Raw genomic sequence first — 23,983 nt, 5'->3', positions numbered from 1 at the left:
CTTATTTATATAGGAGGCTAAACCTAATGTAAGAAAACAATGTTTAAATCCTTTTCTCGTAATAAAAACAACCAACTAAAAGAACCAATGTTCTTTGGTCAATCAGTAAACGTTGCTCGTTACGACCAACAAAAACATGAAATCTTCGAAAAGCTAACCGAAAAACAACTGTCTTTCTTTTGGCGTCCTGAAGAAGTTGACTGTTCTGGTGACCGAATTGATTTCCAGAAAAAACTTGAGTCTCACCAACAACACATCTTTGTTTCGAACCTGAAGTACCAAATACTTCTCGATTCGATACAAGGTCGTAGCCCAACGAGCATCTTGCTTCCAATCTGTTCATTGCCTGAACTCGAAGCTTTCTTGGAAGCATGGGGCTTCTCTGAGAGTGTGCACTCTCGCAGTTACACACACATTATCAGGAATGCCTTTGATGATCCTTCAGTCATCTTTGATGACATCATGGATAATGAGCACATTCTAAAACGTGCAGAGGACATCTCTCGATACTATGATGACCTTTACGACTCTACAGCTAACCTTCATAGCTTAGGCGAAGGAACCCACACTGTTAATGGTAAGACAGTTGTAGTTGATCTATACGAATTAAAGAAAAAACTTTACCTCACGTTAATGTCAATCAACGTCCTTGAGGCCATCCGCTTTTACGTAAGTTTTGCATGTTCATTTGCTTTTGCTGAGCGCGAACTCATGACAGGTAACGCTGGCGTTATCAAACTAATCGCTCGCGATGAAGCTCTTCATCTGACTGCTACACAGCATATGATTAACTTGCTTCGTAATGGTCAGGATGACTTCTCATTCATGCAAATCGCTCATGAGTGTCAGGAAGAAGCGATTGAAATATTCCGTTCTGCCGTTGAACAAGAAAAAGAATGGGCTGAGTACTTATTCAAAGATGGCTCGATGATAGGTCTAAACAAGGAAATCATCTGGCAATACATCGAATACATTGCCAACATCCGCATGAAAGCAATTGGACTCCCTTCTCTTTACCCTGAAGCCACAATGAACCCAATTCCATGGATCAACCAATGGTTGAACTCTGACAATGTTCAGGTAGCACCTCAGGAACAGGAGATTAGCTCCTACTTGATTGGGCAGATAGATAATGATGTCAACATGAACAGTCTAGCTGAAGCTGAGCTATAGCGATGAAAAGCAGGGTTAACGGAAAATCCGTAAAGTTAAACTCAAACGACAGAATATTAGATCAGCTCGAAAAACAGGGCGTTACACCAAATTATCAATGTCGAAATGGAATGTGTGGATTTTGCAGATGCAAACTTGTATCTGGCTCTATTGAGCACATAGATGAAGCGTTAGTTTCTCTCCAAGAGAAGGAAATCCTACCCTGCATAGCTGTTGCACGAACCGCTGTCGTAATCGAATTCGATTACGACGTATAAACCTATTGGAGTCCCCTGCGGCTCCTTTTTTATAAGCTTAAAAACATGAAAAACATCCTTTTACTAGCCGGAGTAAGTGGTTCTGGCAAAACCATGCTTGAGACCTCAATGATTTCATCAGGATTCCACAGAGCTATAACATCAACAACACGCACTCCAAGGCACGGCGAAACAAATGGAGTGGACTACCACTTCACAACCAAAGATGAAATGAATCGCTTAAATCAAGAAGGGAAGCTGGTGGAGTCCGCTTTTGTACGCGGTGAAATTTATGGAATGACACTAGACGCTTTCCATGAGATCTTTGAGAACAACGACCGTTGCTATGTTGTATTGGAGCCACAAGGGGTTCTAGCTTACCAAAACTACTTCCGCGACAAGGTCGACTACAATGTAATTACCGTTTTCCTTGACTGCCCCCTAAAGGAGCAAGAGAAACGCATCCTCTCGCGTCTTGAGCCAAACTTCACCGATTCTCAGTTGTTCGAGGTGTCAAAGGCAATTGTCTCGGCAAGAAACTTTGAGCATCATTGGAACAAAATGATTGATATTGATGTATACCATCCATTTTCTAAGGATGGAAAAGACATAGATGAGATTATGCAGAAAATTGATAGGTTGCTAGATAAGCAACACGCACCAGTTAAAGAGGCAACAATCTCACCATCAGCCTACGTGCCGGATGAAATTGAAGTTCTCGCTGTCTCCAAGGACATTAGATCAAATAAATTCTAGAAAGACGAGAATGAACACTCGTTGAGCCTGTAAGGCGTACATACCATGCAATGGTGTGTTTGTTTTTTTGTCCCCAAGAGCTTAACAGGGCGATGGTCTTCACGCAGTGAGACCATCAGCCTGCCAAAAAAGTATTTAAGGATGGTTCGCTCGCACAGATCACTACTCGAAACGAAAAAAACCCCAGCTTACACTGAGGTTTTTCAAATCTTTTAATTTGCACCAGTAACCGTTTTTTCAATGCTAAACAACAGTGATAACCAGTTAGTCGCTATGGTGGGTGATGCGCCCTAATCCCGTCGCCATAAATATAACTTATCAAGCAAATACGGTGTTTTCAACTCGCAAATTGTCGATACGTTACAGAATCCTATTTTTCGAGTTTTCCGACAGCGGTAACCGAAAGATAGGCTCGCCACCAAAGATTTTTATTAAAATACCTGCTAATGATTCTGCATCTGGCAGCGCTCTATGCATAGGCTTTTTAACCTCAACACCTTGATGTTCACAGACATCAGATTGTTTTAGATTAAAACTCTCTTGGTACATCATTCGAACAATAGGTGCAATGTTATGCAAAGAGCTCGCGTTAATAGCAATACCTCTTTTGTTGCACTCAGCGACTAATTTTTCAGCATCCTTCCCCCATGCATACCAATTATGCTTAGGAGAGATTTGCTTGTACAGTCGACGCACACCTTCTTCTAGCGATACTCCCTGTTTATTAACCATCCGTTGAGTAATGCCCGTAAGGTTCTGGCAAAATTTAGAAACTTCACCTTCGTCAGGCTTGATGATTACAGAGTATCGCTTATTAATAGTCCCCGCTCTAAGGTCAACAATAACTGCTGCTATTTCGATGATGTCGCCAGTCTCGGGGCGATCTTCCCAGCACAACATCTCCATATCGTAAGCGACAACTTTCATTCATTTTATCCTTTTTGAATAGCTATAATGTCTACACCGATTTGGTAAATAGACTGATTTAAAGCCTTGCTAGCTAAATCCATCAACTCAGCACCTGTCATATACTTGAGCGCTTCATTGGCAAAATGTCGCATTTTCGATGTTTCACATTTGGTACGGTGACCGCCAGATTGATGTACCACCCAATTGTCATTTTCCAATCGATGGCAAGAAATACCTAATGTTGAACTACAAAAGGTCTCGATCTCATCAAGTGACTTTGAAAAAGCTACATCAACAACCCAATCAGTTAAACCTTCAGCAAGCACTAGCGTACACTTGCTTTTTGGAACAAGATTGAAGCCTTGTTTAACTATCTGTGAAACAATCGCTTTAGCGTCTGAATCAGAAACGACCTTCGCTTCATCAATCTTTGTTGTCCATTCCAGATTGTCATCTAGAAAACCGTCTTTTTTAGAGAAGATCAAGAAACTCATTTTACCCCCGAGAAACTTCTTATAGCCGCATACATTGTGGCATTATTGCTAAAGAAATTCTCTCATACGGCAGATCTCGTGTAAAACTAAGATAACTAAACCTAACGTTTTTCTTTAATATTTTTACTGAATTGGTATTTAACTACGTCCGGTTATTGATCGACATTTCAGATTCCGCTCAATATTCCATAAAAAGCCAAATTCCAGACTGTGTCAAAATTCTTGCCGCCCGATAAAATCAAAGATACGATTAAGTTTTTCTGCTCAGGACAACCCACTTGAATCCTTACGACTACACTGGCACCTCTGAAGCTTTCAACCCAACTGAGTGGACTAGCGTTATGCAATCCATGAGCGCTGGAAATATACCTCTCAAATTGCCACAAGCAATTACACTTGAAGATGCCACCGATCTTATACGGAAACACCAAGATAACCCGTTAAACTTTTTGTTCCCTATGAGAATTCATGATGACTTTCATCGTTTAGGTATGTTTGGAATCATTTCTGTAGAAGGGGCTAGCTACTTAAAAAATAAGTTCCCTAACGCAAGATTTCTTGATCCATTAGCAGGCAGAGGATGGATCGCTAAAGCACTGAGAGAACAAGGCTGCAATGTAATCGCTGGTGACATCGAACCATACCTCGATGAACCTCTGACAGACGTCATTCAGTCAGATGGAGCAGATCTTGTAAAACAGTATAAGGATGAGGCTGACGTCCTTATACTGTCTTGGCCTCACCGCTTTGATGATGTTGATTTTAATTGCGCGAAGGCATGGGGATGCGAAAAGCCTATCATTTGTTATGGCGAGATTGGTAGATCTTCATTCTCTAATGAGTTCATTGAAATAGTCAGGCTCATCGAAGATTGCGACGACTTCCCTGATATGCACGCCCAGACACTAAGACGGACTAAATTAGTAATTTGTCAGCTTAATCCAGAACATACATAGCAAAGCTCTTTGCAAAAAATTGACAAGGTAGAATTTCATGGTAGTTTTCCTTGTCTTTTTCTTTTGAGAGCACCTAATGGAAGCAGGTAAACACAAGCCAGAAACAATCACAGTAAATGATCCTGAAACCATTTCGGTAATTACAGCTAATCTTACAAAGGAATTCATTACTCATGGTCTGGCTAAAGAAGTTAAAGATCGCTTATGGCTGTTACCATTAGCCTCGATCTACGGCGATAGAGGTAAGCCTTACATTGGGTCTTCACTACAAAACATTAAAGACTGCTTTATTAACGAAATTGCATTGTTTCCGGAGCAACGTAAAGTACACGCTGATTCTCTAAACACTACTCTCGCCGAATTCGATGCCTTCGAACGAACTTCTTATGAAAGTCTATTCAAAGGGCTTGATAAACGACTTCCCGTTCCAATATTAATTGCTCGACTAGAAGACCTGCATCAATCACAACGCCGTCTCAAGGCAAACACTACCACCACTGCTCACCCAACTGCGTTCTTGTTAGATGAAGCTAAGACCTCTTTTAACCCTAAAAACCTGCAAAGACACTACGGTTTTCCAGAATCGGACTCGAAGAAGTTCTTCTCTAACTTCAAAAATTACTATGGTGATAACCAAGTGTTTCTTGTTAAGAAGTCACACATCAAATCTCTCTATACAAGAAATATTTTCATACTAAACCTTGGTGACGAGCCCCTAGCCATGTGGTCATACTCCCAAGACCAATCAGTACGTAGGAAGGTTGAGCACGAAACAGCTCATTATCTAGAGGAATTATTGAGCATAACAACTCACGAGCTACCAATCCCCGATCTTCAAACTTGGAAGAACATAACAGAAGGATGGTTTACTCGTGTAAAGGGAGGGAATTGGAATGATTTAGATGTCAGAGCTCAGCAAAGACACATCGTCAATGTGATTCGTCACAATAGTGTGGCTTATGATCGCTCTTGGAGGCACGTAGAGCCTGAACTAGTAAAGCAGTTCCATGATGCCGCCTTTGATCGAACGCTAAGACAGATACTTAACGAATTTCCTTGGTTGGCAGAAGAGTGTAAGCGTCAAATGAATGAGCGAGGAATATAATTAATTGATGATAAGAAACAGATGGAATATCATCTTGTCTTTACTAAGACTTCAATTACAAGGATTATTAAGTGAAGTTGTATACATCAGTTTTTTTATTCGCTACCATAATTACCAACATAGCGTACGCGCAAACTTCCGCCTTTGACACCTCCACTCAAACTTCCGCCTTTCACGGCAGTGACTCCTCAGCCACTAATAATCAAAACAGATTGCTTGTGAAAAGTGCCAATCAATATGACGTATCAGACATCATCAAAATAGAAATCAACGATCGAAGCTACCTATCCGTCTCATACAAAGCCAAAGACTCAGGTAGAATCCGCAGCGTTTGGTGTGCGCACTACACAGATCACGGTCTTGTAAAGACAAATTCAGCATTCAAGCCCGTAACTAAACCACTCTGTGATGCTGCCATAGATGCGTTCCAAAATAATCAATGACTTAAATCTTCCAGAGGTCTGGAAACGGAGCAAAAGCCCCGTTTCCTTTTAAAGTTTCAGCGTAAGGTAATTCGATAAAGCTACCGAAGTTTCACACGCTTCAGCCAATGTCTGTTGTTTTGCAATTTCGAAAAGTGAGTTAGCTAAAGACACCTGAAAGTCCTGACGCATATCCTCAGGCACGAATTCTTCTACGCAAATTTTTAACTGGCTAGAGTCTATCTTACCCTTGTACGCCGCAGTCCCTATAGACTCCAAGGACTTAGTAGCACAGTCTTTCTTGCTATCCTCATCCGGAGCAAGCAAGTTTATATCAAGCGATTCAAGAGGGAATTCTAGAATTATCGGTGAACCACCGTAAGATTTAGCCGCACTTCTTGCTCCTGCAATAGCAGCCCCAAGACCTTCTTTTGATGTGAAATACACTCGGTCACTTTCACTTTTTTTTGCGGAACCAATGTAGTGCGCCTCAATACCACTTATGTCACGAGGAACAAGTCCCGCTAAGCCAATCGATTCAATTAAACCAGTACAAGTGCCGTGATAACCAATTTCAGTTTTTGGTGCTTGAACTTCATTCAAGTAGTCTTTCAACGGAACCCTGTAGTTATCAAACCTTAACTCAAACTCTGAAAACTCCGGCTTACTACGAAGAAGGTTTCCTAAAGCTCTTGTTAAAGCATCACTCTTGCCTGCATCCTTTTCGACCCATATATGTGGTCTAGGGAACATTTCTATTTCAAGCTCAGTTTTTAACTGCAATGGATAACGTATTTCGTCACTTGATTCGTAAATCTTTCCCTTATCATCAATAAACAAGGTTTTATATCGATCTATCTCGAATTCAACATCCTGAACACCAGTTTCTAGCTTAGACAGGCGTTCCTGAACGAATTGTTTGCCTTCAGAAGAATTGGACAGCGTTGATAAATCAATCTCCTCCTCCACACTTTCTAGATACGCAAAAGAAAGGTAGTTTGTGCCGTTATTCAATTTTGGCAGCACCAACCCACTAGCAAAGTGTTTGTAACACCGCGTGGCAAACTCATTATCGAACAAATTCAGGATGTAATGAGCATCCTTATGTGAAACCCCAACAAGGTCAGCCTCTGTAATTGACTTTCGGCAGGCACGAATCTCGAACCCATCCCCCTTATCTTCAACTTTAGGCTTCAATCTATCTAAGTGATAATTCTTAGCCTCTTCCTTTTCTTTAGTGTAAAAATCAAAGGCTAAATACTTGTCATTAAATTTATGAGTGACGTGCCCACACATATCTGTGTATAAACGGTATTGCTCAAAGTGATGCAAATCTCTGATTTCACCTAAAATAAATTCAGCCTGCTCTTCTGTTATCAGAGAACTATCAGATATTTCGATGAAATTATCCGTATCTACATCAACGACATAGACTGAACCACTATCTCCCGCATATCGCAGCGCTACATCAATATCTGACGTTAAATTTATGCCAATACCATCGACTGATCCGTTTTCACCGAACATCGAAATCGGCTCTAGTGCATCAAAACCTTTCTTTTTACTGCCGTGAACTAAAAACTTACCCATTTTCTCTTAAGTTTAAAAAATACCAGTCTAAATAACTACGACATTCGGCAAAACACCTACCTAAAAGGTTAAATTTGAACAAAGAACGTTCACATAGTGTGTGCCGTGCAGAATTTTGCTTCACAGAAAATCTAACAACGATCTATACTGTTTATTCATACAGTTGTTATGTTTATTTTTATACACACGAGCTTGCATATGAAGTACCTTTCAGACTCTTTGATTTCAGCTTCAATCACTGGATTTGAAAACCCTACACTTCCGTTTCTTGAAAAAACAATTAACTTAGATGAACTCTTCATCTCCAGCCCTAGCAGTACACATATTATTCCCTCGCCGAATCACATTCAATCACGCGGGATCTCAAAAGGTGACTTGCTTATTGTGAACGCTCGACTTACTCCAACGACTGGGGACATTATATATGCTGTTGCTGATGGTACATATGGAGTAACAACATTTGAGAGGTTAGCATCCGCTACAACCAAGCATGATCATGTTTTTGTTGTAGGGGTTGTTCAGCAATCCGTGCATTTTTTCAGAGAAGCTCACAACACATCAAGAAGCATTTCACTGAGAGACACCAACCTTCATGGCCTGCTCGTCGAAAAAGAACACACGACAGTATTGGCAAAAGCTTCTGGAGACTCGATGTTGCCATATGTACATAGTGGAGATCTAATGCTGATCGAAAGGCATCTCAATATGGAAGAGGATGACGTCTGTGTAATCGCCTTGAATGGAGACCTAGTATTAAAAAGAGTTAATCGCCAAAAGCGTTTGTTGAGCTCAGACAACCCGAAGTACCCGCCTCACAGAATTACCAACTCTGACAACATTTCTATTGAAGGAGTCGTTGTGAAAATCATTAAAATATTCAGATCCCCATGTTTTGCTTAATCGACGGCTCAAGGTTCTACTGTTCAGCTAGTACCATCATGCACCCTGACTTAAGGGATAAGCCCGTATTGGTGGCAAGTGGCTTAGATGGCATATCAATTGCGGCCTCAAGAGCTTGCACAGAAAAAGGCATCCCTAAGTTTTCACCGATCTTTGAAGTTAAAGACAAGCTTGCCATGTTCGACGGGGTCATATTCAAAGCCAATTTTAATACACTAGGCCACATCTCTCATAGAATGATGGCTAGCATCACGGAAGCCATTGGATCTGACCTACCTTACTATCAATACTCTGTTGACGAAATGTTCATCGACGTTACGCGACTTCATGCTATGGGTGTAGACCTAAATGAACACTTACTTGTTGCAAGAAAACAAATATACAAGGAGACAAGAATCGGTACTGGTGGTGGTGTCGGCAGGACACTCACACTCTCCAAAGTCGCATCGTTTGCTGGAAAAAAGCTACCGGATTACAAAGGTCAGTGCGTACTGGATTCAGAACAGAGTGAAAACAAAGTGCTAAAACTAATGCCACTTGGAGATGTTTGGAATATTGGCAAGAGGTTGACTGAACACCTCAAATTCAAGGGCATTACAACAGCGTACCAGCTTAAAAACGCGAACGCCAAACAGCTACAGAAGGAGTTTAGCATCAACGTAGCTAACGTAGTGCACGAACTAAATGGTGTTCCAGTACTCAATTTCACAGACAAGCCACCAGCAAAAAAGCAGATATTCTCGACAAGCTCTAGTCGAAATAGACTAAGAAGTATCGAAGAGGTAACAACTGTGATTGCCAACCATGCTGCTGAGGTGTGCAAGAAAGCTCGCGCCCAAAATTCTGACGCCAAAGCGTTACAGGTGTTTGTTTCAACATCACCTTATGATAAATGTCCACGTCACTCGAAATCAGCTGAAGTCACGTTTGATAGTGCAACTTCAGATACCAGTATTGTATTGAAGACTGTAAGGGAAATGCTCTACGAAATTTTGCCACGCTGCTTGCTTACACAACCCTTGTATAAAGTAGGTGTAGGCGCTACAAAACTAATCAACTCTGAAATGCGCCAACTGGACATGTTTCAAGAGAACAAAGACAACGTCCGATTAATGAAAGCTCTCGACGGACTGAATGCGAGGTTTGGCAAAGGATCGGTCTCGTTTGCATCACAGCAGACCACAGCTTTGAAAACAAAAGGCAATCTTGAGTTACTTGAATTATCAAACTACCTGACAAACTATAACCAGATTGTAGAAATCAAATGTATATAAATGAAAAAGCCGACTGAATGGTCGGCTTTTTCTTCTTTATCTGGCGGCTCATTGTCTCTACCAAAATAAAGATTAGTTGTTCTATATAAGCTAAAAAAAATATAGCCTTACATCAACCATTCTTTATTCATAAGCGTTAAACCAATATACCTTGCTGCTTCATCACATGAAGACATTTCTTGCATGTTACATCGAGTTTGTTGCTTGAAACTTGGCTTCTAATGTAACCACAAGCAGTCTGGTTCGACGCCGTTTCTCGATCGACATTTCCTTCTAGCATCAAATTCCATGCTGTTGCCACATGATTGTAATAATGAACCTTACTAGGCTTGCCAACATTATTTACGCTCATTTGAAAATTCCAGAATCAAATCCACATTAAAGAAGTAGAGCGGCTTTTTGGAACCCCCCGAGTTACTCCCTTTAGACTCGTGAAGTGATTCTAAGAATGCTCGCTCCTTTTTAAGCAACTTAGGCACTTCAGTATTAATTTTTTCGCTAGCCTTTGGAAGTCGTAGGTTGTTCACTGCATCGATTACATAAGAGGACAGGTGATCAATACCTTCTTTTTTAGCAAGTGAAGCTAGAGCATGAAAAAATTTACGCTTCTCAACGAAAACCTTTGTGTATTTCTTTGCGTCATCTCCGAATGGAATCTTTGCAGACAGCAAAAGTTCATTGATCCTTGAGTTGCGCGTATATCGAGGAAATCCTTCATCGTCTACCGATTTTGGCAACACCAGACTATCCGCACTCCAGAAACAGGAACCCGAACTTTGAACCAATTCATCTTCTGTCTTAGTGAAGCTTGAAATACAGTCGCCATTTTCATCAACAACCATCATCACAACACTAGAATCCTTCGGAAGAATAGAACCACCAACAAGGATTCGTTTCCTTGTCTGTACTTCATCAATAAAACGATCTGTTAGCTCTTTAAAGTCATCCTCGAACGATACGGCAAGAATACTTGGGTTATGTTTTGCCATACGCGAAAGCCTGTCAACGATGAAGCCTTTGGGGTTGTGTACCTCATCAACCTGAACCTCCCAAGTACAAGAAGGTTCCTTCGAGCATCCATTAAACAAAAATGCCTCTTGCATCATAAACCGAGCGAAACCTTTTTTAATGATAAGGACACCATCAATTTCGCGGGAGTTACTTAGCTTAAGCACGAATGGGATACTATTATTCATATCGACTACCTTTGATCATATATGTCATGACTGGATGAGAAGCGTTTAATAACTTTCGTTTTCTTACACTTCTTCATCAGGGTGCAAATGTTTAAGATATTCATCCGCGCCAGTTTTGCCATTATGCCACAAATTTGGTTTCATTTTAAAGGTCACGCATATAAAAAAGCCGCAACATTGATTGCGGCTTATTAGTGCAAACATCTCTAACGGTTCGACAAACTATTCTTTTTCATTGCAGCAACCTTTTTGGCTTCCTGCTTCTGATATCTCTCTAATTTGTGAGAGTGTTTAACAATATCGGCCTCATCACTCATACCACGATACATTGACCCCTCGATTTGAGGATTATAAGTCTTAACCTTAACGCCTTTGATGCCGTAGTCCATCAGAATCCCTTCAACAAAATCCTTGTTCTCTTTCGTTACAAGAATTGCTTCAATTGATTCAGATACACCATACATCTTCTTTGAAGTTGAGTAACTGTATCTATCGGGCATTAGTGGAATACTTCGCATCTCTTTTGCTTCAAAGTAAGGGACTCGTGAGTGATCATCTGTGTATGCCTGTAGTAAAGCTCTAGAAACCTCTGTCATCGCTTTAATATTCTCATCGGTTAGTGAGATCTTTTGGCGCTTCATATTATCAATAACAACGTCATCAAATCGCTGACCAAGACCAGCACTAGTTAATGCTTCAATACTTCGTCTCTCAACTTCTGTCGAATCAGATGCAAAACTGTATTCTGCAACCGACAATGAGTCTAACTTACCTCGGTAATCATGAAGGGCTTTAGATAACTCTTCAGAATCATAAACCTTTTCGTCAGTGGCGATGTTGCCAGAGCACTCAATAACCTCTTGTAGAGAATAGAGACGTTCAGTTTTCATAGCTCTTAATTCCCCAACACCAAAAGAACTTGGGGCTTCTTGGCATTCACCACGATTAGATTTCATATAGCGATCAACAGCTTCCCAGTCTTTCAACTTCTTGCCATCTTCAGTAACCGAGTAATACCCACATTTCAAACTATCAACAAGTCTTGCTATCCATAAGTTAAATGCAGCATGTCCACCAGCCTTCCTGAAAGCCCTCTCGATACGCTCTGAAGTTCTCTTAGTATCTATCACCATTTTACGACTTCGATACTCTTCAAGTTCGTTTAGGACGTTCTTGGCACAATATACAGCACCATTCTCCAGCCTTCTTTCAATAGCAGATTCCATTCTTTCCTCTGCCATGTAAACACCTCTATCTATGGCACCGCTGTATTTTTCTTCATAGAGCTCCCTAACCAAGGCATTCAATCGATCACCAAATCCCTCTTTTTCTGCCAATACGCCATTTAACAAGTCGCTAAACTCAGAGACCTTCATCCTCTCTAGAGCAAATGCAGTTATAGAGTCATTTTGAAAAGGTTTGCGCTTGTAAGCATTCTTTACTTCCAAACCAGATTGCATCAAGAAGATACGCTTTGATGAACTCTGCCTCTCTAGAAAATCAAATACCCTGTCAAAACTAATTCCACTGCGCCAATTTGCAATCTTGTTGTAGAAGTCATCTTCTCCATGCTCTAAAGCCAACTCCTTAAGCTCTTTCATTGCGGGAGCATACAATTGCATTTTTAGATCTGGCGTTCGAACTGAGTAGTAATCACCTGTTGCCACTATAGATTCGTTATTTCGGTTACCTACACCTGTCTCTCCATCAAATAGCACGCTAGCCTTGAATAGAATCTGGATGTTACCAAACTGATTATAGTTCTTGTCAGTCTTTGTGATAGCAATACTCGGTGATGTAAACGCCCCTCTTGCAGCGACTTTTACAAAGTTTCTCTCGTTAATACCTGCAATGGCAACCAATCGAGCAGGCTTACCCTTTGTCTCTGCTGCAAGGGCTTGGGATTCAATCTTATTCTGAAAGTCGGAAATCATGTTTGTTTCTAAAAATTATACTTTATTTTCATCGTTTTTCTGAAATCAATCTTAACATTAATCTCGATTATGGTAGTAGCGTTTTTTGGTGCTGGTGGGTGTTTTTCGAATAAAAAAAAGGAGCCATAAAGGCTCCTCAAGAAACAAGCAGTGAAATCAGTCACTAGTTACACTTGCTACAGAATTAAACTTCTGCCTCATAGTTTGTGTAAACGACCAAGAGTCGATATCAACTCCTAATGAAGACAACGCCATTTTTAGGTCAGCTAAATCAGTGACAAAAGGCTCATTTGTCTCTACACCAAACCTGTACTCAACTGGGAAACTCTCAACAGGAAGAGATTTCGTATTTTGTAGCAGATGGTTAGGTAGCATATCTTTAGGCATATGAAAAATACGACCTCCGATAACAAACTCCCAAACATCCATGAAACCTACTCTCAGGAACTGCTCGCTATTCCCTGAAGCCTTAAATTCGGCAAGGTCTAACTCTGAAACTTTAGATTCATCAATAAATGTCAAAAGAAGCTTGTTACTCTTGAGTACTCGGCGCATTCCCCATAAGGTCGTTTCACCATAACTCTCTGCCCAATGCCCACATAGGCGTCTGAACGAACGACCTAAGTCCGTAAGAGCTGCCTCAGACGAAACAAGGTTATTCCACCCAATAGGCTTGAATTCCATGGCTAGATCGCGCAAGACGACATGCCCTTTGCGAAGTAACTTTTTCTTACCTTGAAAAATCATAGGAAGGACTAATAGACCCAATTCCTCATCAGAACGAAGATGAGTCTCATCCAATTTCGCTTTTGTTGTACGCTTACACAACTTAACCAACTTCGCCATATCTTGCTTTTCAAGAATCAACATGATTCTCTGCTTTAGCGCGTAAAGAGCGCGGCGGTCTCGACACGAAACCCCATCAAGCCCCTTAGCGGCAGCGTTCATTTTTGCTAAATTAAAAGCAAATCCCTCAGGATCTTTTTGAGCGGACTCAATGACTGACGAAACATTTAAAAATGTCTTGCTCTTCTTAACTTGTGGTTGTAAAGCATTTGAAGTTAGTTTCTTTAAGGCAGCCACCCTTGCTTGCTCATAATCACGAGGTGATTTGATGCACGATTTAGGGAACTCAGCAGACATAGAGTTCCATTGTTCAAGCGAGTAGAAGCCTCTATCATTTGCCACTTTCTTCAACAGTGAGTTTAAATCAAGAACAATTGAACCAAGCATATCGTGAAGGTCAAATGGAGACATTCTCAAATCCACAGTTAGAATAACGTGAGTACCTGACATGACCTCCACCTTATACGGAGCTCCATTCAAATCCATAAAGCGTGAATTAATCACTACACCGCTAGGCATTGTACTCGTTCTTACCAATCGCTTAACGAACGTGGATAAGCCACTAGCTGGCTCCATTTTGTTAAAACCAAGTAGCGCCCACCATTTCTGACTTTCACTGTATGAATTAGTCTCGCAATAGCGCTCCAATTGCTGAAGTTGAGACTCCCCTTTTCGATAAGGGTAAGAAGAAAATGCAACATGACCTAGGTGTACAGGGCAAGCTAGATCCCCCATATACCCAAATGTTTCATTCCAAAAGACTTCAAACTCATCAGCAAATTTATTTTGCTCAGCCTTGCCTAGCCTTTTCACCTCACGCTTTGATATCTTGTCCTTAACATAATCGAATGAATGTCCACTTAGGAGTTTTTGGAGATCCCCATTTGTGTAGCCCATTGCCCTCATGTGATCAAGAGACCCACTAGAGCTCCTTAGAGTTCTTTGTTCCTGTCCGTTCGTTTCAATGTAGAGGTGAATAAAGCACTCTTCATCTTCGAATAAGTCGGTTGATAATTCATCGTTAAAGAGGTTGTTGGCTTGGTAAATTGCATGACCTAGATTCATGCTATCTTTTAAGTGCGCAACGATTTTGTTACGAACGAGAGAGCGTTCTTCTTGATTACGATTCATTTTTGAATCCTTTTAGCGTATTGTTTAGCTATAATACCACAATCGCCTGAAATGTTAACAGCCCAAAAAAATGTGCATGTTAACGCTCTTGTTTCGAGAATGAATCGCAAACAAGCTGTGCCGCCGCTGGCTAAATACGTGAATAAACGTCTTCTATGAGGCCAACAACAAATAATAAATCACTATACCCATCGTCGAACAAAACAAATCGAGATTCCGAACTCACGCCTTTTTTCGAACATATTGAATTATGCAAGTCAAGCAAGTGACGATCTGAATCCCTTAATCGTTCGTCAGCCATTAGTTGGTTCCAAGCCTTGCGATTGCAAAATGTCACTAAATCACGAACGACAAAATCTCTCCCTCCGGTGTCTCTCAGAAAACACAAAGGCGGAATTACCGTTGCAATAAAACTCTTAAGCAAGAATTCAACATCATCACCACCTCTAGATCGAGATAAAGAAACAGTTAGTTCAATTAGTGGCTCGGCTTTTTCCGCGTGAAATGGATTTGAAATCACCTGTAACTCCTCGTTAGATAGATTTTGGCCTCAAAGCGTTTGGTTTGTTGAGGTTATTTTGCTCAAAAATAAGAGAATCAGGCATAGCGATAGAGCAATCCCCCTCCTCTGATATAAGTCGTAATGGCAAAACCTGTCCATGAGTTGATAAAGCATCAAAACCACCATCTTGACTCCCCCAACGGATACTCATCCCTTCACCACCCGCCGCAGATTTTAATACTACCGGAATCTTAGAAACTCCTTCGTTGAAAAGTACCATAGCTCGGTGCCTACCCTCGTGACCTACAACGCGAGCATTACCCTTACCATCATGCTCAAAAGTTAAGAAGGGGATAGAGGTAAAGCCTTCACCAGACTCAATTACACCTTTACAAACCCCTTCCTTGCTTGAATCAAACCCTTTCTCTGCAACAGCCAGAAAGTCTTCTGGTGTCATGTACGCGAGAGTCTCTCTTGACTTGTAAAATGTAACCTCTAGATCATCGAATGCTTTATCTGAAAAAGCAAAAGCACCATCTACGTTTGCAGAGACACAAAGTTTTTTCACTTTTGAGTTAATTGCCTTTCTTAATAAACCAACAAAATTCATAATTTACTAAAAGAATATGAAATAAATCATCTATCTCAAAAGTTATGCTGTTTTTTGGATTGAACCTAACGCTAAAGTTATGACGCAATCAGCTTCACCTACAGTGTCATGCATTAACTTAAGATCTATATCCTTGTCATGCGCAACAAGGACAGCCCCACGTAATTTAGCCTCTATGCCTGAGATATACACATCATCACTAGCCTTAAAAGCCGCTGTCTTTAAAGCCTTTTTACAATCCACAACATAGGATGAGTTTTCAGTTTTCTTGATCGTCGACTCAGCACCACAGACACGATAAAACTCTTTAACCATAAGACTTTGAACGATAGAAACGTTGAACTCTTTGCTTGGATAAAGCTCACTCTCGATAGGGTGCGCTCCAGCAGTGGTTGTATAGTACGCGACGTCATCTGTCATAAACAATGAACCAGAAATACCAGCCATTATTAACAACAAGCTAAGTCCCGCCTTATTATCTTTTAGAAAACTCATACTTTAAACGTTTTAAATTACCATTAAAATCTACAAATCACGTGTACAAACAACAACCGCAGCTCTAGGTCTGCGGTTGTGTAAAAGTCCTTCATTATAACGCGCTAGCTAAATATACCCCTCCCAGAGCTTCAGGTTTGCAGCCTTACCAGCCATATCAAGTAAATATGATTCGGTGAATTCCGCTAGCCATCCATTGTAATAACCGCGCAATAAGTTAGGGCTGAAGGTTTTCATGAGCTCTTTTGTCTGAGAGCCAACAAGAACACTGCTGTTTAAAGTTCTGATTTCATCAAACAATGGTGCCTTTCCGCCAGAAAAGCCGCCTTTGAGTTCTTCAACCCCATTGCAAATAATTCGAATATTAGAAGGCTCTTCAAAAGTAATAGTCAGGTCATTATTACAAGTTTCAAGCGCCCTTTTTGCCTCAACAGTATCGAGCTGAAAGTCAAAATTTGATGTGTTCGCAAAGGCACCAGAACTAAGCGTTAAGGCAGCGATCATCATTCCTTTTTTAAACATTTTCATTGTTCTTTTTGTATGAGGTTAATAAGTTCACAAACCCAAAATCAACATCATTAACCTAAATTGAAGTTGGGATTTATCGCCACACTGTGTTTTACATCCCAGTCTTCATCATTTGCTAAATCAAATAGAATAGATTTAGGCGTTGAAAGGTTCTCTGCAAGAGCTTCTCTTACGTCTGTGAAAACGCTCTTAGCCAATTTAACCATTACATCAAATGGAGTAGAAGGGTTGGCCGCAATTGCCTTTAGCACATCGACACTTTCATTCCTCGATAACTTGTAAAACAACTCATCGGACAGGTTTTTGTTGCTAGCAAGAGAGATCTTAAACAACTCCCCCTTTCCTGCTAGCTCATTTTGAAAGTCCTTAGTTAGTTTCTGAGTTCTTGCTACATCTAGCACTCCATCACGATAAAGCTGCGACTTCTTCGTAACTCTTGTATCAAAAGCTAATCGGTCGATTACATTAAACTCGTCGTCCGTACTGAAACTCTTTGAAGCAAAATTTTCGGTCATATTTTCTTACGTCTGCAAATTTGTAGCAATAATACTACATTACAACGCAAGACGTAGACATAAGAACACTCATTCATTATTCAAAAACAACCAAGTCTGCTTCTTTGGCCGTTGGTATCTGGAACTTTTCGAATTGCTTCATAATGACGGCTTCACCAACCGGATTAAGCCTCATTGCATCCCGACGAATGCACTCTTTAACTGGAGTCATTAGGCACACTATTTCTGTATAAGCCCCATACCCCCTAGCTAACCCTGTAACGGCGGTTCTAAAATCGGTTCTCAATGAAGTTGCGTCCCAAACAACGTTTTTACCCACCCTTAAGCACTCACGAAGGCGGTCAGTTGCGATCTTCCTAACCTCCCCCTCCTTTGCTTGAGAGTAATGCTTCCCTGTCACTTCCTCTCGAATCAAATCCAGAGAGATAATCTCGGCCTGTAACTTAACAGCGTAATTCACAAGTGAGGTAGATTTACCAGCGCCAGACAACCCACAAAGAACAATAACCTTGCTCTTGTTTTCATAGTTAAATGGAAGGGACAACCCCTCTGAAGGAGATAGAATTCTGTCTTTGTACATAGCTGCAACAATCTGATTGAAAATACAGTCATCATTGTACGTACCATTACGAGTGTACCTACCCAACCCAATCAGAGACTCATCAGCCAACTCACACCTCATCTTGGACAAAACATCATGCGATCGTCCGCGAAGAGAGTGGAAATCAATTTCTAGCTGAAACAATTCAAGGTACTCAATATGCTTATCCATATCAGGAGCAACCCTACCCTTAAAGTCGGCTAAGCTCAATACATATAGCAAACCAAGATCACCAGAATCCACTAGTAGACGGAGAGTGCTTCCCATTGAGTAATTATTGCTTATCGCTCGTTTTGGCATTTGGTGGTTCGCAATGAGCTTATTCACAAGCAACCACTCGGAAGAGGTTAACTCCTCAGGGCGATGGCTCAAAAGAAGTCTTGAGGCACCAACCTCTTCGTGACGCGGAGATACCACACACTCTCTTTCACTACGAAAATCGAGTCGTGTTGTTATAGGCTTCGCGTAATCATGATAAGCCGCTGCAAACATCAGCACTTCTTTATCACGTTCGGACAGGTGTGCAAATTCACCATCTAGCAACTTATAAAGTTCTGCCAAAACGTACGAAACATGAATTTTTACATTTCCCTCTCCGTGAAAGACCTTATCCTGCTCTGTTTCTTCGAACTGGGATAACAAAGGGTGTTCGTTTCCGTATTTTGATATGAAATCATCAATATCAGGCTTATTCCGATAACTCAGTAACATAGCGCACTCTCAACCCAAAGGCATTTTATAGTTTAATAACTGATTTTTTGTGGCATTATACATCAAACAATAATCAAGATTAAGCGAGTTAAAATGAAGTTGAGTGATCTAATTCATAGTGCACCTGTTCTAAATAAGTTTTGTGACAAATACGCACGCGAACTTAGTCTAATTAGCGACGGATGGGTAGTTGATAAAGAAACCCCTCCGGCACTACTATTGTGTCGTGAGATTGATGTTGACACCACGATATACGAAGATTCCTGTCAGTCACATTTAACTGTGTGTCTAAAGGAAACAGATTCAAAAATACAATTCTCGTGTTCGCTATCATTCTCAACAGGAAAGTTGGGGGTCGTTGATACCGAAAAACTTCCTATTCGAGCTTTTGAGCTCAACCACGTAGAATCGGTTGTTAACGAGTTTATTGATGCATGGGGGTTGCGCGACTGTTATGCCCAACTCAGAGCAATGAGCCTTCTAAAACCTTGCATAGAACAGTTTGCCGCCATCAATCAAGACGAAGGAATCATCCAAATATGCTCGAACAAGAGTTAGTAAAATACCCAAGAACACCTCATCACCCATTGTCGGGCACAATCTTCTCTGACGACAAGGTTATTAAACCCACTGGGCTTAAAAATATGTACGGGAAAAGAGGTATTTTTTCCTATAAGATGGATGGAGAAAGCGCTACCATTTACCCAAATGGCTACACACATGCGCGTGCAACAAATTCAGCCAAGTATTTCCCGTACCAAGCTCATATTAAAAGATATGCGGCAGAAATTGGATACAAAATCCCAAGCAATCTAAGACTGTGTGGCGAAAACATGACCACAGTGCACAAGGTCAAATATGAAGACCCTTTACCGATCTTTTTAGGATTCTCTGTTTGGGAAGGTGCTCAGTGCCTATCATGGGATGAGACATTGAAAGTCTTCAATAAGGCAGGAGTTGAATGTGTTGATGTTGTCTATGACGGCATAATCACTGAAGAGATTGTAAGTAAGCTCTGGCGTGAACTAGACAAAGAAAAGCACGAAGGTCTGGTTTGTCGACTTTATGAGTCTTTTGACATGGACAGTTTCGAACAAAGCGTATTTAAGCTAGTTCGTAAAGGGTTCGATAACGACTGTAATTTATGGAACCCCAACAATCCTGAATACAACAAATTGAAGTAATGCATCTTCTCATTCTCAAGCTGCTCTAATCGAGCGGCTTTGAGATGAAAGCCACCAATACCATGGGAGCCAAAAAAATAAGCAACAGTATCGATGCAAACAACGTGAGCGAAAACAACTCACCTAATCCAATTTTTCTTCTTTTATTTCTAAGCCACATGCTTGCTCTTGCCTGCCTTTTCTAAACTCTAAATATACCAGCGGTAAAGTTACAGCAAAGCCTACTGCCAATGCCTTTATTAAGTTCAACTCCATAAGAACTGAACATAGCATTGCAGCTAGCCAACCAACTGCAATGGAGAAATGTCTTTTTTTATCCATTAGGTGTTTTAATTTAAAAGCCCAAACTCATTTGTGAAGTGAGATTGGCTTCTTGTTTCAAGTTATGTTTTTTCAAGTCTAGTGACAATTGAGCGCTGGACTGTAGCAAATCACCAAAGCTTAACGTTGGTTTATTAACATTTGCGCGATATTTAGCTTTAAACACGGTGCCAAAGAGCTCTTCAACTTCCCCTTTTGTACCCCATCCCGCTGCCACAGCAGACGCCAACATGTTTTTCGAGTTAGCATCAAACCTTTCGTTTATCCATTCATAGTCGGGCTCCCAACTCATTAAATCGTCGGTCAAATCACCCTTGTAGCCAGATCTCTTAAGAGCGTCTCTCAAAAAATCTTCTGAAGAGCAATGCCTGATATCTCCGAACTTAAAATGGACGTCATCCACAATCCTAAAGATCTCACTCAAATCTGTTTCACCGAGCTCTAAACTATCAATAGACGAGCTTAGTTCCTTAAGCAGGCTCCCAACTGAATTTAAATTTAGAGCTTCCCAACCACCCATAATTCGCTCTTGAACCTCAATAGGCACATATTTACAATCCTTGTTTATAATCTCAAGAATACGCTTAGCTGCACCCGTACCCAATATCTTTTCCCCCACTACAGGAAATGAACTCAGGTGCTTTACGACATGTTTAATAAGATCGTACGAATGATTATCTTTATCCAAACCTGTTAAGTTGCCAGAAAAAGAAGACTCTATATACCTAGAGAAAATCTCAGCTTCTTCAAGCTTATTTATGCATGATGTGGTCTTGTGAGATACCAACGCATTAATAAAATCAATATTATGCCCTGATGGCTTCTGATTCTTCCTAATACCCCCTGTTTTAGTCAGCTTATGAGTCTTTGTTGCATTGAGATTCTCAGTTACAAAGTGACAAATTTCAGAAATACTGCCTCCTAGAAACGGAACAACATCATCTGCAAATTTATACAAGTTAATCGGATGTGAACCATGAAACCCGACCAAAGCACCGTTTCGCGATTTAGCAACGATGAGGTCTACTTTTTTTCCACTCTCAGCACGCACATCACTCCGTAAAATCAATTCAGTTGTACTGTGACCCTTGATCTTGTCTAGCACTTTTGAATAGTCCGCAAGGTAGGCGTTGCCTGACGGTATCTGTGATGATGCATTCAATGCAGGCAAACCCTCTGCTACAGGTGACAGAGTTTCGTAATGCGTGAAAGATATTGCGGCAGAGCCATACATATTCTCAATCGAACTACGCAAAGCCTCTAAATCTACGTTCTGTGCGGCAAAAGCCGCTTCAAATACTCTTAATTCTGGATGCTCAAATCCATCAACATAAACATCTCGTTGAAATGAGACAGAGAAAACATTCATCTTGGATGCAAGAGAAGAATAGTCCTCATAACCTTGATGCCGACCGTGAATTACAAGAGAGGGATCTACCTCATTAACTTTATGTGCAACTTCAAAAAAGAACTCTCCATGCCCCTTGGAGTGACCAATTGATTTATTGACCTTCCCCCTATCAAGATAGAACTCATCACGTTCACTAAGATAAGCTTGATATTGAGCAAAATGAACACATTCATGAGCCACGAGTTGTCGCAACTCATTCCACATCCCTTCCCCCTTATAGCGTTCATCTATAACAATTGCTATCTCTTCACTATCTAGTAAAAAGCAAGCACCATGTATTCCATATGACTTTGGAATATTAGACCAAGTCACAGTTGTTAAAATAGACAAATCTAACGAGTAACCTGCCGCTGAAAAAGCATCATTAAGCTCTCTAACGACAGCCAACAGGTCGAGATTTTTCTCATTTAACCTTTTAGTTACAAATGAAGGGAGTGATACGGTCATCTTTTCTAAAATTGTACAATTTCAATACAGATTAGCCAATTCAACATTAATTCTGCTCAAAAGCTAACAACACAAAGAGGTTTTATTCTAACAATATTTGCCTAGCAATAGGGGGCGAACTACGTCTTTATTTTTTGTGAAAATATACGCCCAGAAGCAGTAAACAAGTGATACTCCCCCCTCCCGCCTTCTGTCAGCGCTATTGGATCTGCTCCGTCGATCGGAAAACGCTGGTGGAACTTAGAGAAAAGCAACCGAGCCCCTTGCACGCGAGTAACGACCAAACTATCGAGTGAACTCATCAATTCTTCAGACCTCACCCTCAAGGAATAAGCTGTTAAGACAAAAACAACATTCTCATCCTTAGCTAACTCGCATATGCGCATAGCTGTTGATGGCTTTAACAACTCCACCTCTGAGATTGATATCAAAACCTTGGCAACCCTATTGGTAAGTGGAATGACATCTAACACTTTATTCACTAACTTGTCATAAACCAACCGCTCGGACTTTCCATCCAAGGCTAAAGTTACCCCTCTAACGCTAGGTGTAGCCTGAGTAGCACGTAAATCATTAATCAGTGTTGTTTTAATGAATCTTGTCTTTCCAACAGGTAAACCAAAGCTTCGCTTCATCGCGTCAACAGAAGTGCTATAAGAAGGCACTATGGAAATTTTCTCCAATGCACTGTATTTCTCATTAGTACTTTTAATCAACTCTGATACGGTTACAGCCCCAGCCCCCTTAACACCGAGGATTAATACATTACCCTCTACATAGTCTTTAATTGGATCAGGGAAGAAAATCTTTCTCAACAAACAAAACACGCGATTCTTTTTTATATAGGATAAAAATTCAGCAAGCATTCTTTCAATCCATTGCTTGGTAAAAATATAGCGTGGTATTATAGCTAAATACTTCGAATGGATGTTAAAGATTAACAGTGAAAAAACGACATAACTGCTTAAATTGCAAGCACTCAGATACATGCTTCACTCGCAATATGACGCATGAGGCTAAGCTCGTATTCAGTGATTATGCAAAACAGTGCATTGTCATCCCCCAAGGACAAAGCATTTTCAGTGAAGGAAAAAGAAGTAAAAGCCTTTATCGTTTGATAGATGGTTCTGCAATTTTGACCAAAAAAATCGACTTTGTTGAAGAGCAAAGTGTTTCGGTTGAATTGGAAGGAACACTTATGGGCTTAGATTCGATTGCTAGCGGCAAACAAGAGATGAGCGCTAGAGCGCTAGAGGACTGCCTAGTGTGCCAAATCTCCCTCAGCCACCTAGATGACCTCGCCAACAATGATAAATCAGTAAGGCAGGCTAGCTACAAGTTACTAAGCAAAGGATTAATGGCATCTAAAAGCGCAACAAGATCACACGTTACAAAGCTTAACCAAGGAAGAGCCCACCTGATCGTCGACTTGGTTTACAAACTTTATTTACATAAAGCAAAACCAGAAGAAACATCAAGTTTCACACTGCCAATCAAAAACAATGACATTGCTGAGATAATTGGCGTGAGTAAAGAAAAAGTGTCGCGCTTATTTAGAGAGCTCAAGCGCAGAAATATCCTAATCAAGAAAGGAAGGCACATTGTTGTAAAAGACGAAAGAATGCTCTCAAAAATTGCCGAAGGCGCAATTAAAATCAATAACACACAATGTCATTCTAGTCTTTAATTTGGACACCAAAAACTCTCACTTTCAAAAAAGTGAGAAATTTTATTGA

At 40.7% G+C, this 23,983-nt stretch carries 27 protein-coding genes; 11 read left to right on the top strand and 16 right to left on the bottom strand.

From position 1 onward, the window contains the following. Window positions 1–39 precede the first annotated feature (39 nt). Genes nrdB through KJB35_RS01845 form a run of 3 tightly spaced genes read left to right on the top strand, consistent with a single transcriptional unit; the run spans window position 40 to window position 2,165 of the window. Window positions 40–1,173, top strand: a complete 1,134-nt coding sequence (gene nrdB / locus KJB35_RS01855) for a class Ia ribonucleoside-diphosphate reductase subunit beta (protein ID WP_285469166.1) — start codon at window positions 40–42, stop codon at window positions 1,171–1,173. Window positions 1,174–1,175: 2 nt separating this feature from the next. Next, on the top strand, window positions 1,176–1,430 hold the full coding sequence (locus tag KJB35_RS01850) for a 2Fe-2S iron-sulfur cluster-binding protein (protein WP_285469165.1): 255 nt from the start codon (window positions 1,176–1,178) through the stop codon (window positions 1,428–1,430). A gap of 45 nt (window positions 1,431–1,475) precedes the next feature. Further along, window positions 1,476–2,165 (top strand): hypothetical protein, encoded by a 690-nt coding sequence (locus tag KJB35_RS01845; RefSeq protein ID WP_285469164.1) that lies wholly within the window; start codon window positions 1,476–1,478, stop codon window positions 2,163–2,165. 360 nt (window positions 2,166–2,525) lie between these two features. On the opposite strand, the gene KJB35_RS01840 is transcribed toward KJB35_RS01845, so the two are convergent. Both KJB35_RS01840 and KJB35_RS01835 read right to left on the bottom strand, forming a co-directional pair. Continuing rightward, window positions 2,526–3,092 (bottom strand): 3'-5' exonuclease, encoded by a 567-nt coding sequence (locus KJB35_RS01840; protein WP_285469162.1) that lies wholly within the window; start codon window positions 3,090–3,092, stop codon window positions 2,526–2,528. A 5-nt stretch (window positions 3,093–3,097) separates the two neighbouring features. Next, a complete protein-coding gene (locus KJB35_RS01835) occupies window positions 3,098–3,568 on the bottom strand; it encodes a hypothetical protein (protein ID WP_285469161.1) in 471 nt (156 codons plus the stop codon). Window positions 3,569–3,846: 278 nt separating this feature from the next. Between KJB35_RS01835 and KJB35_RS01830 the strand changes: the two genes are divergently transcribed. The 3 genes from KJB35_RS01830 (at window position 3,847) to KJB35_RS01820 (ending at window position 6,072) form a co-directional block, all read left to right on the top strand. Beyond that, window positions 3,847–4,524, top strand: coding sequence for a hypothetical protein (locus KJB35_RS01830; protein ID WP_285469160.1), 678 nt, complete (start codon window positions 3,847–3,849; stop codon window positions 4,522–4,524). Window positions 4,525–4,600: 76 nt separating this feature from the next. Next, on the top strand, window positions 4,601–5,629 hold the full coding sequence (locus tag KJB35_RS01825; protein WP_285469159.1) for a hypothetical protein: 1,029 nt from the start codon (window positions 4,601–4,603) through the stop codon (window positions 5,627–5,629). Window positions 5,630–5,847: 218 nt separating this feature from the next. Further along, window positions 5,848–6,072 carry a hypothetical protein gene (locus KJB35_RS01820; protein ID WP_285469158.1) on the top strand — a complete coding sequence of 75 codons (225 nt, stop codon included), beginning with the start codon at window positions 5,848–5,850 and terminating at the stop codon, window positions 6,070–6,072. A gap of 48 nt (window positions 6,073–6,120) precedes the next feature. On the opposite strand, the gene KJB35_RS01815 is transcribed toward KJB35_RS01820, so the two are convergent. After that, the gene (locus KJB35_RS01815) at window positions 6,121–7,641 is read right to left on the bottom strand and encodes a hypothetical protein (protein WP_285469157.1); all 1,521 of its coding nucleotides are present in this window, start codon (window positions 7,639–7,641) and stop codon (window positions 6,121–6,123) included. A 198-nt stretch (window positions 7,642–7,839) separates the two neighbouring features. On the opposite strand from KJB35_RS01815, the gene KJB35_RS01810 reads away from it, so the two are divergent. After that, a complete protein-coding gene (locus KJB35_RS01810; protein ID WP_285469156.1) occupies window positions 7,840–8,541 on the top strand; it encodes a S24 family peptidase in 702 nt (233 codons plus the stop codon). After that, window positions 8,529–9,815, top strand: coding sequence for a Y-family DNA polymerase (locus tag KJB35_RS01805; protein ID WP_285469155.1), 1,287 nt, complete (start codon window positions 8,529–8,531; stop codon window positions 9,813–9,815). Before KJB35_RS01810 ends, KJB35_RS01805 begins: the two co-directional genes overlap by 13 nt. Window positions 9,816–9,951: 136 nt before the next feature. On the opposite strand, the gene KJB35_RS01800 is transcribed toward KJB35_RS01805, so the two are convergent. The 10 genes from KJB35_RS01800 to KJB35_RS01755 all read right to left on the bottom strand — a co-directional run bounded on the left by KJB35_RS01800 (window position 9,952) and on the right by KJB35_RS01755 (window position 18,884). Beyond that, window positions 9,952–10,167 (bottom strand): hypothetical protein, encoded by a 216-nt coding sequence (locus KJB35_RS01800; RefSeq protein WP_285469154.1) that lies wholly within the window; start codon window positions 10,165–10,167, stop codon window positions 9,952–9,954. Further along, entirely contained in the window at window positions 10,154–11,011 is an 858-nt protein-coding gene (locus tag KJB35_RS01795; RefSeq protein ID WP_285469153.1) for a hypothetical protein, read from the bottom strand. The genes KJB35_RS01800 and KJB35_RS01795 overlap by 14 nt, the downstream gene beginning before the upstream one ends. A 206-nt stretch (window positions 11,012–11,217) precedes the next feature. After that, complete coding sequence (locus KJB35_RS01790) at window positions 11,218–12,945, bottom strand: hypothetical protein (protein ID WP_285469152.1); 1,728 nt, start codon at window positions 12,943–12,945, stop codon at window positions 11,218–11,220. Between the two features lie 156 nt (window positions 12,946–13,101). Then, window positions 13,102–14,922, bottom strand: coding sequence for a hypothetical protein (locus KJB35_RS01785; protein WP_285469151.1), 1,821 nt, complete (start codon window positions 14,920–14,922; stop codon window positions 13,102–13,104). Window positions 14,923–15,052: 130 nt separating this feature from the next. Further along, the gene (locus KJB35_RS01780; RefSeq protein ID WP_285469150.1) at window positions 15,053–15,442 is read right to left on the bottom strand and encodes a hypothetical protein; all 390 of its coding nucleotides are present in this window, start codon (window positions 15,440–15,442) and stop codon (window positions 15,053–15,055) included. A 13-nt stretch (window positions 15,443–15,455) separates the two neighbouring features. Then, window positions 15,456–15,992, bottom strand: coding sequence for a hypothetical protein (locus tag KJB35_RS01775; protein WP_285469149.1), 537 nt, complete (start codon window positions 15,990–15,992; stop codon window positions 15,456–15,458). Window positions 15,993–16,076: 84 nt separating this feature from the next. Beyond that, on the bottom strand, window positions 16,077–16,529 hold the full coding sequence (locus KJB35_RS01770) for a hypothetical protein (protein ID WP_285469148.1): 453 nt from the start codon (window positions 16,527–16,529) through the stop codon (window positions 16,077–16,079). Window positions 16,530–16,637: 108 nt separating this feature from the next. After that, window positions 16,638–17,057, bottom strand: a complete 420-nt coding sequence (locus KJB35_RS01765; protein ID WP_285469147.1) for a hypothetical protein — start codon at window positions 17,055–17,057, stop codon at window positions 16,638–16,640. Window positions 17,058–17,107: 50 nt separating this feature from the next. Then, window positions 17,108–17,572, bottom strand: a complete 465-nt coding sequence (locus KJB35_RS01760; protein ID WP_285469146.1) for a hypothetical protein — start codon at window positions 17,570–17,572, stop codon at window positions 17,108–17,110. A 76-nt stretch (window positions 17,573–17,648) separates the two neighbouring features. Beyond that, entirely contained in the window at window positions 17,649–18,884 is a 1,236-nt protein-coding gene (locus KJB35_RS01755) for an AAA family ATPase (RefSeq protein ID WP_285469145.1), read from the bottom strand. Between the two features lie 93 nt (window positions 18,885–18,977). On the opposite strand from KJB35_RS01755, the gene KJB35_RS01750 reads away from it, so the two are divergent. Further along, window positions 18,978–19,442, top strand: a complete 465-nt coding sequence (locus KJB35_RS01750; protein ID WP_285469144.1) for a hypothetical protein — start codon at window positions 18,978–18,980, stop codon at window positions 19,440–19,442. After that, window positions 19,424–20,068 (top strand): RNA ligase family protein, encoded by a 645-nt coding sequence (locus KJB35_RS01745; protein ID WP_285469143.1) that lies wholly within the window; start codon window positions 19,424–19,426, stop codon window positions 20,066–20,068. Before KJB35_RS01750 ends, KJB35_RS01745 begins: the two co-directional genes overlap by 19 nt. 123 nt (window positions 20,069–20,191) lie before the next feature. Here KJB35_RS01745 and KJB35_RS01740 read toward each other — a convergent pair whose 3' ends face one another. From KJB35_RS01740 to KJB35_RS01730, 3 genes are all read right to left on the bottom strand, one after another. Continuing rightward, window positions 20,192–20,389 carry a hypothetical protein gene (locus tag KJB35_RS01740; protein WP_285469142.1) on the bottom strand — a complete coding sequence of 66 codons (198 nt, stop codon included), beginning with the start codon at window positions 20,387–20,389 and terminating at the stop codon, window positions 20,192–20,194. A 13-nt stretch (window positions 20,390–20,402) separates the two neighbouring features. Continuing rightward, window positions 20,403–22,247 (bottom strand): hypothetical protein, encoded by a 1,845-nt coding sequence (locus KJB35_RS01735; protein ID WP_285469141.1) that lies wholly within the window; start codon window positions 22,245–22,247, stop codon window positions 20,403–20,405. A gap of 119 nt (window positions 22,248–22,366) precedes the next feature. Then, window positions 22,367–23,113, bottom strand: coding sequence for a hypothetical protein (locus KJB35_RS01730; protein ID WP_285469140.1), 747 nt, complete (start codon window positions 23,111–23,113; stop codon window positions 22,367–22,369). A 77-nt stretch (window positions 23,114–23,190) separates the two neighbouring features. Between KJB35_RS01730 and KJB35_RS01725 the strand changes: the two genes are divergently transcribed. Then, a complete protein-coding gene (locus KJB35_RS01725; RefSeq protein ID WP_285469139.1) occupies window positions 23,191–23,934 on the top strand; it encodes a Crp/Fnr family transcriptional regulator in 744 nt (247 codons plus the stop codon). Window positions 23,935–23,983 lie beyond the last annotated feature (49 nt).

This window comes from Vibrio sp. D431a, from assembly GCF_030248655.1.
Classification (GTDB): Bacteria; Pseudomonadota; Gammaproteobacteria; order Enterobacterales; family Vibrionaceae; genus Vibrio; species Vibrio alginolyticus.
This window is presented reverse-complemented; position numbering and strand designations above follow the sequence as displayed.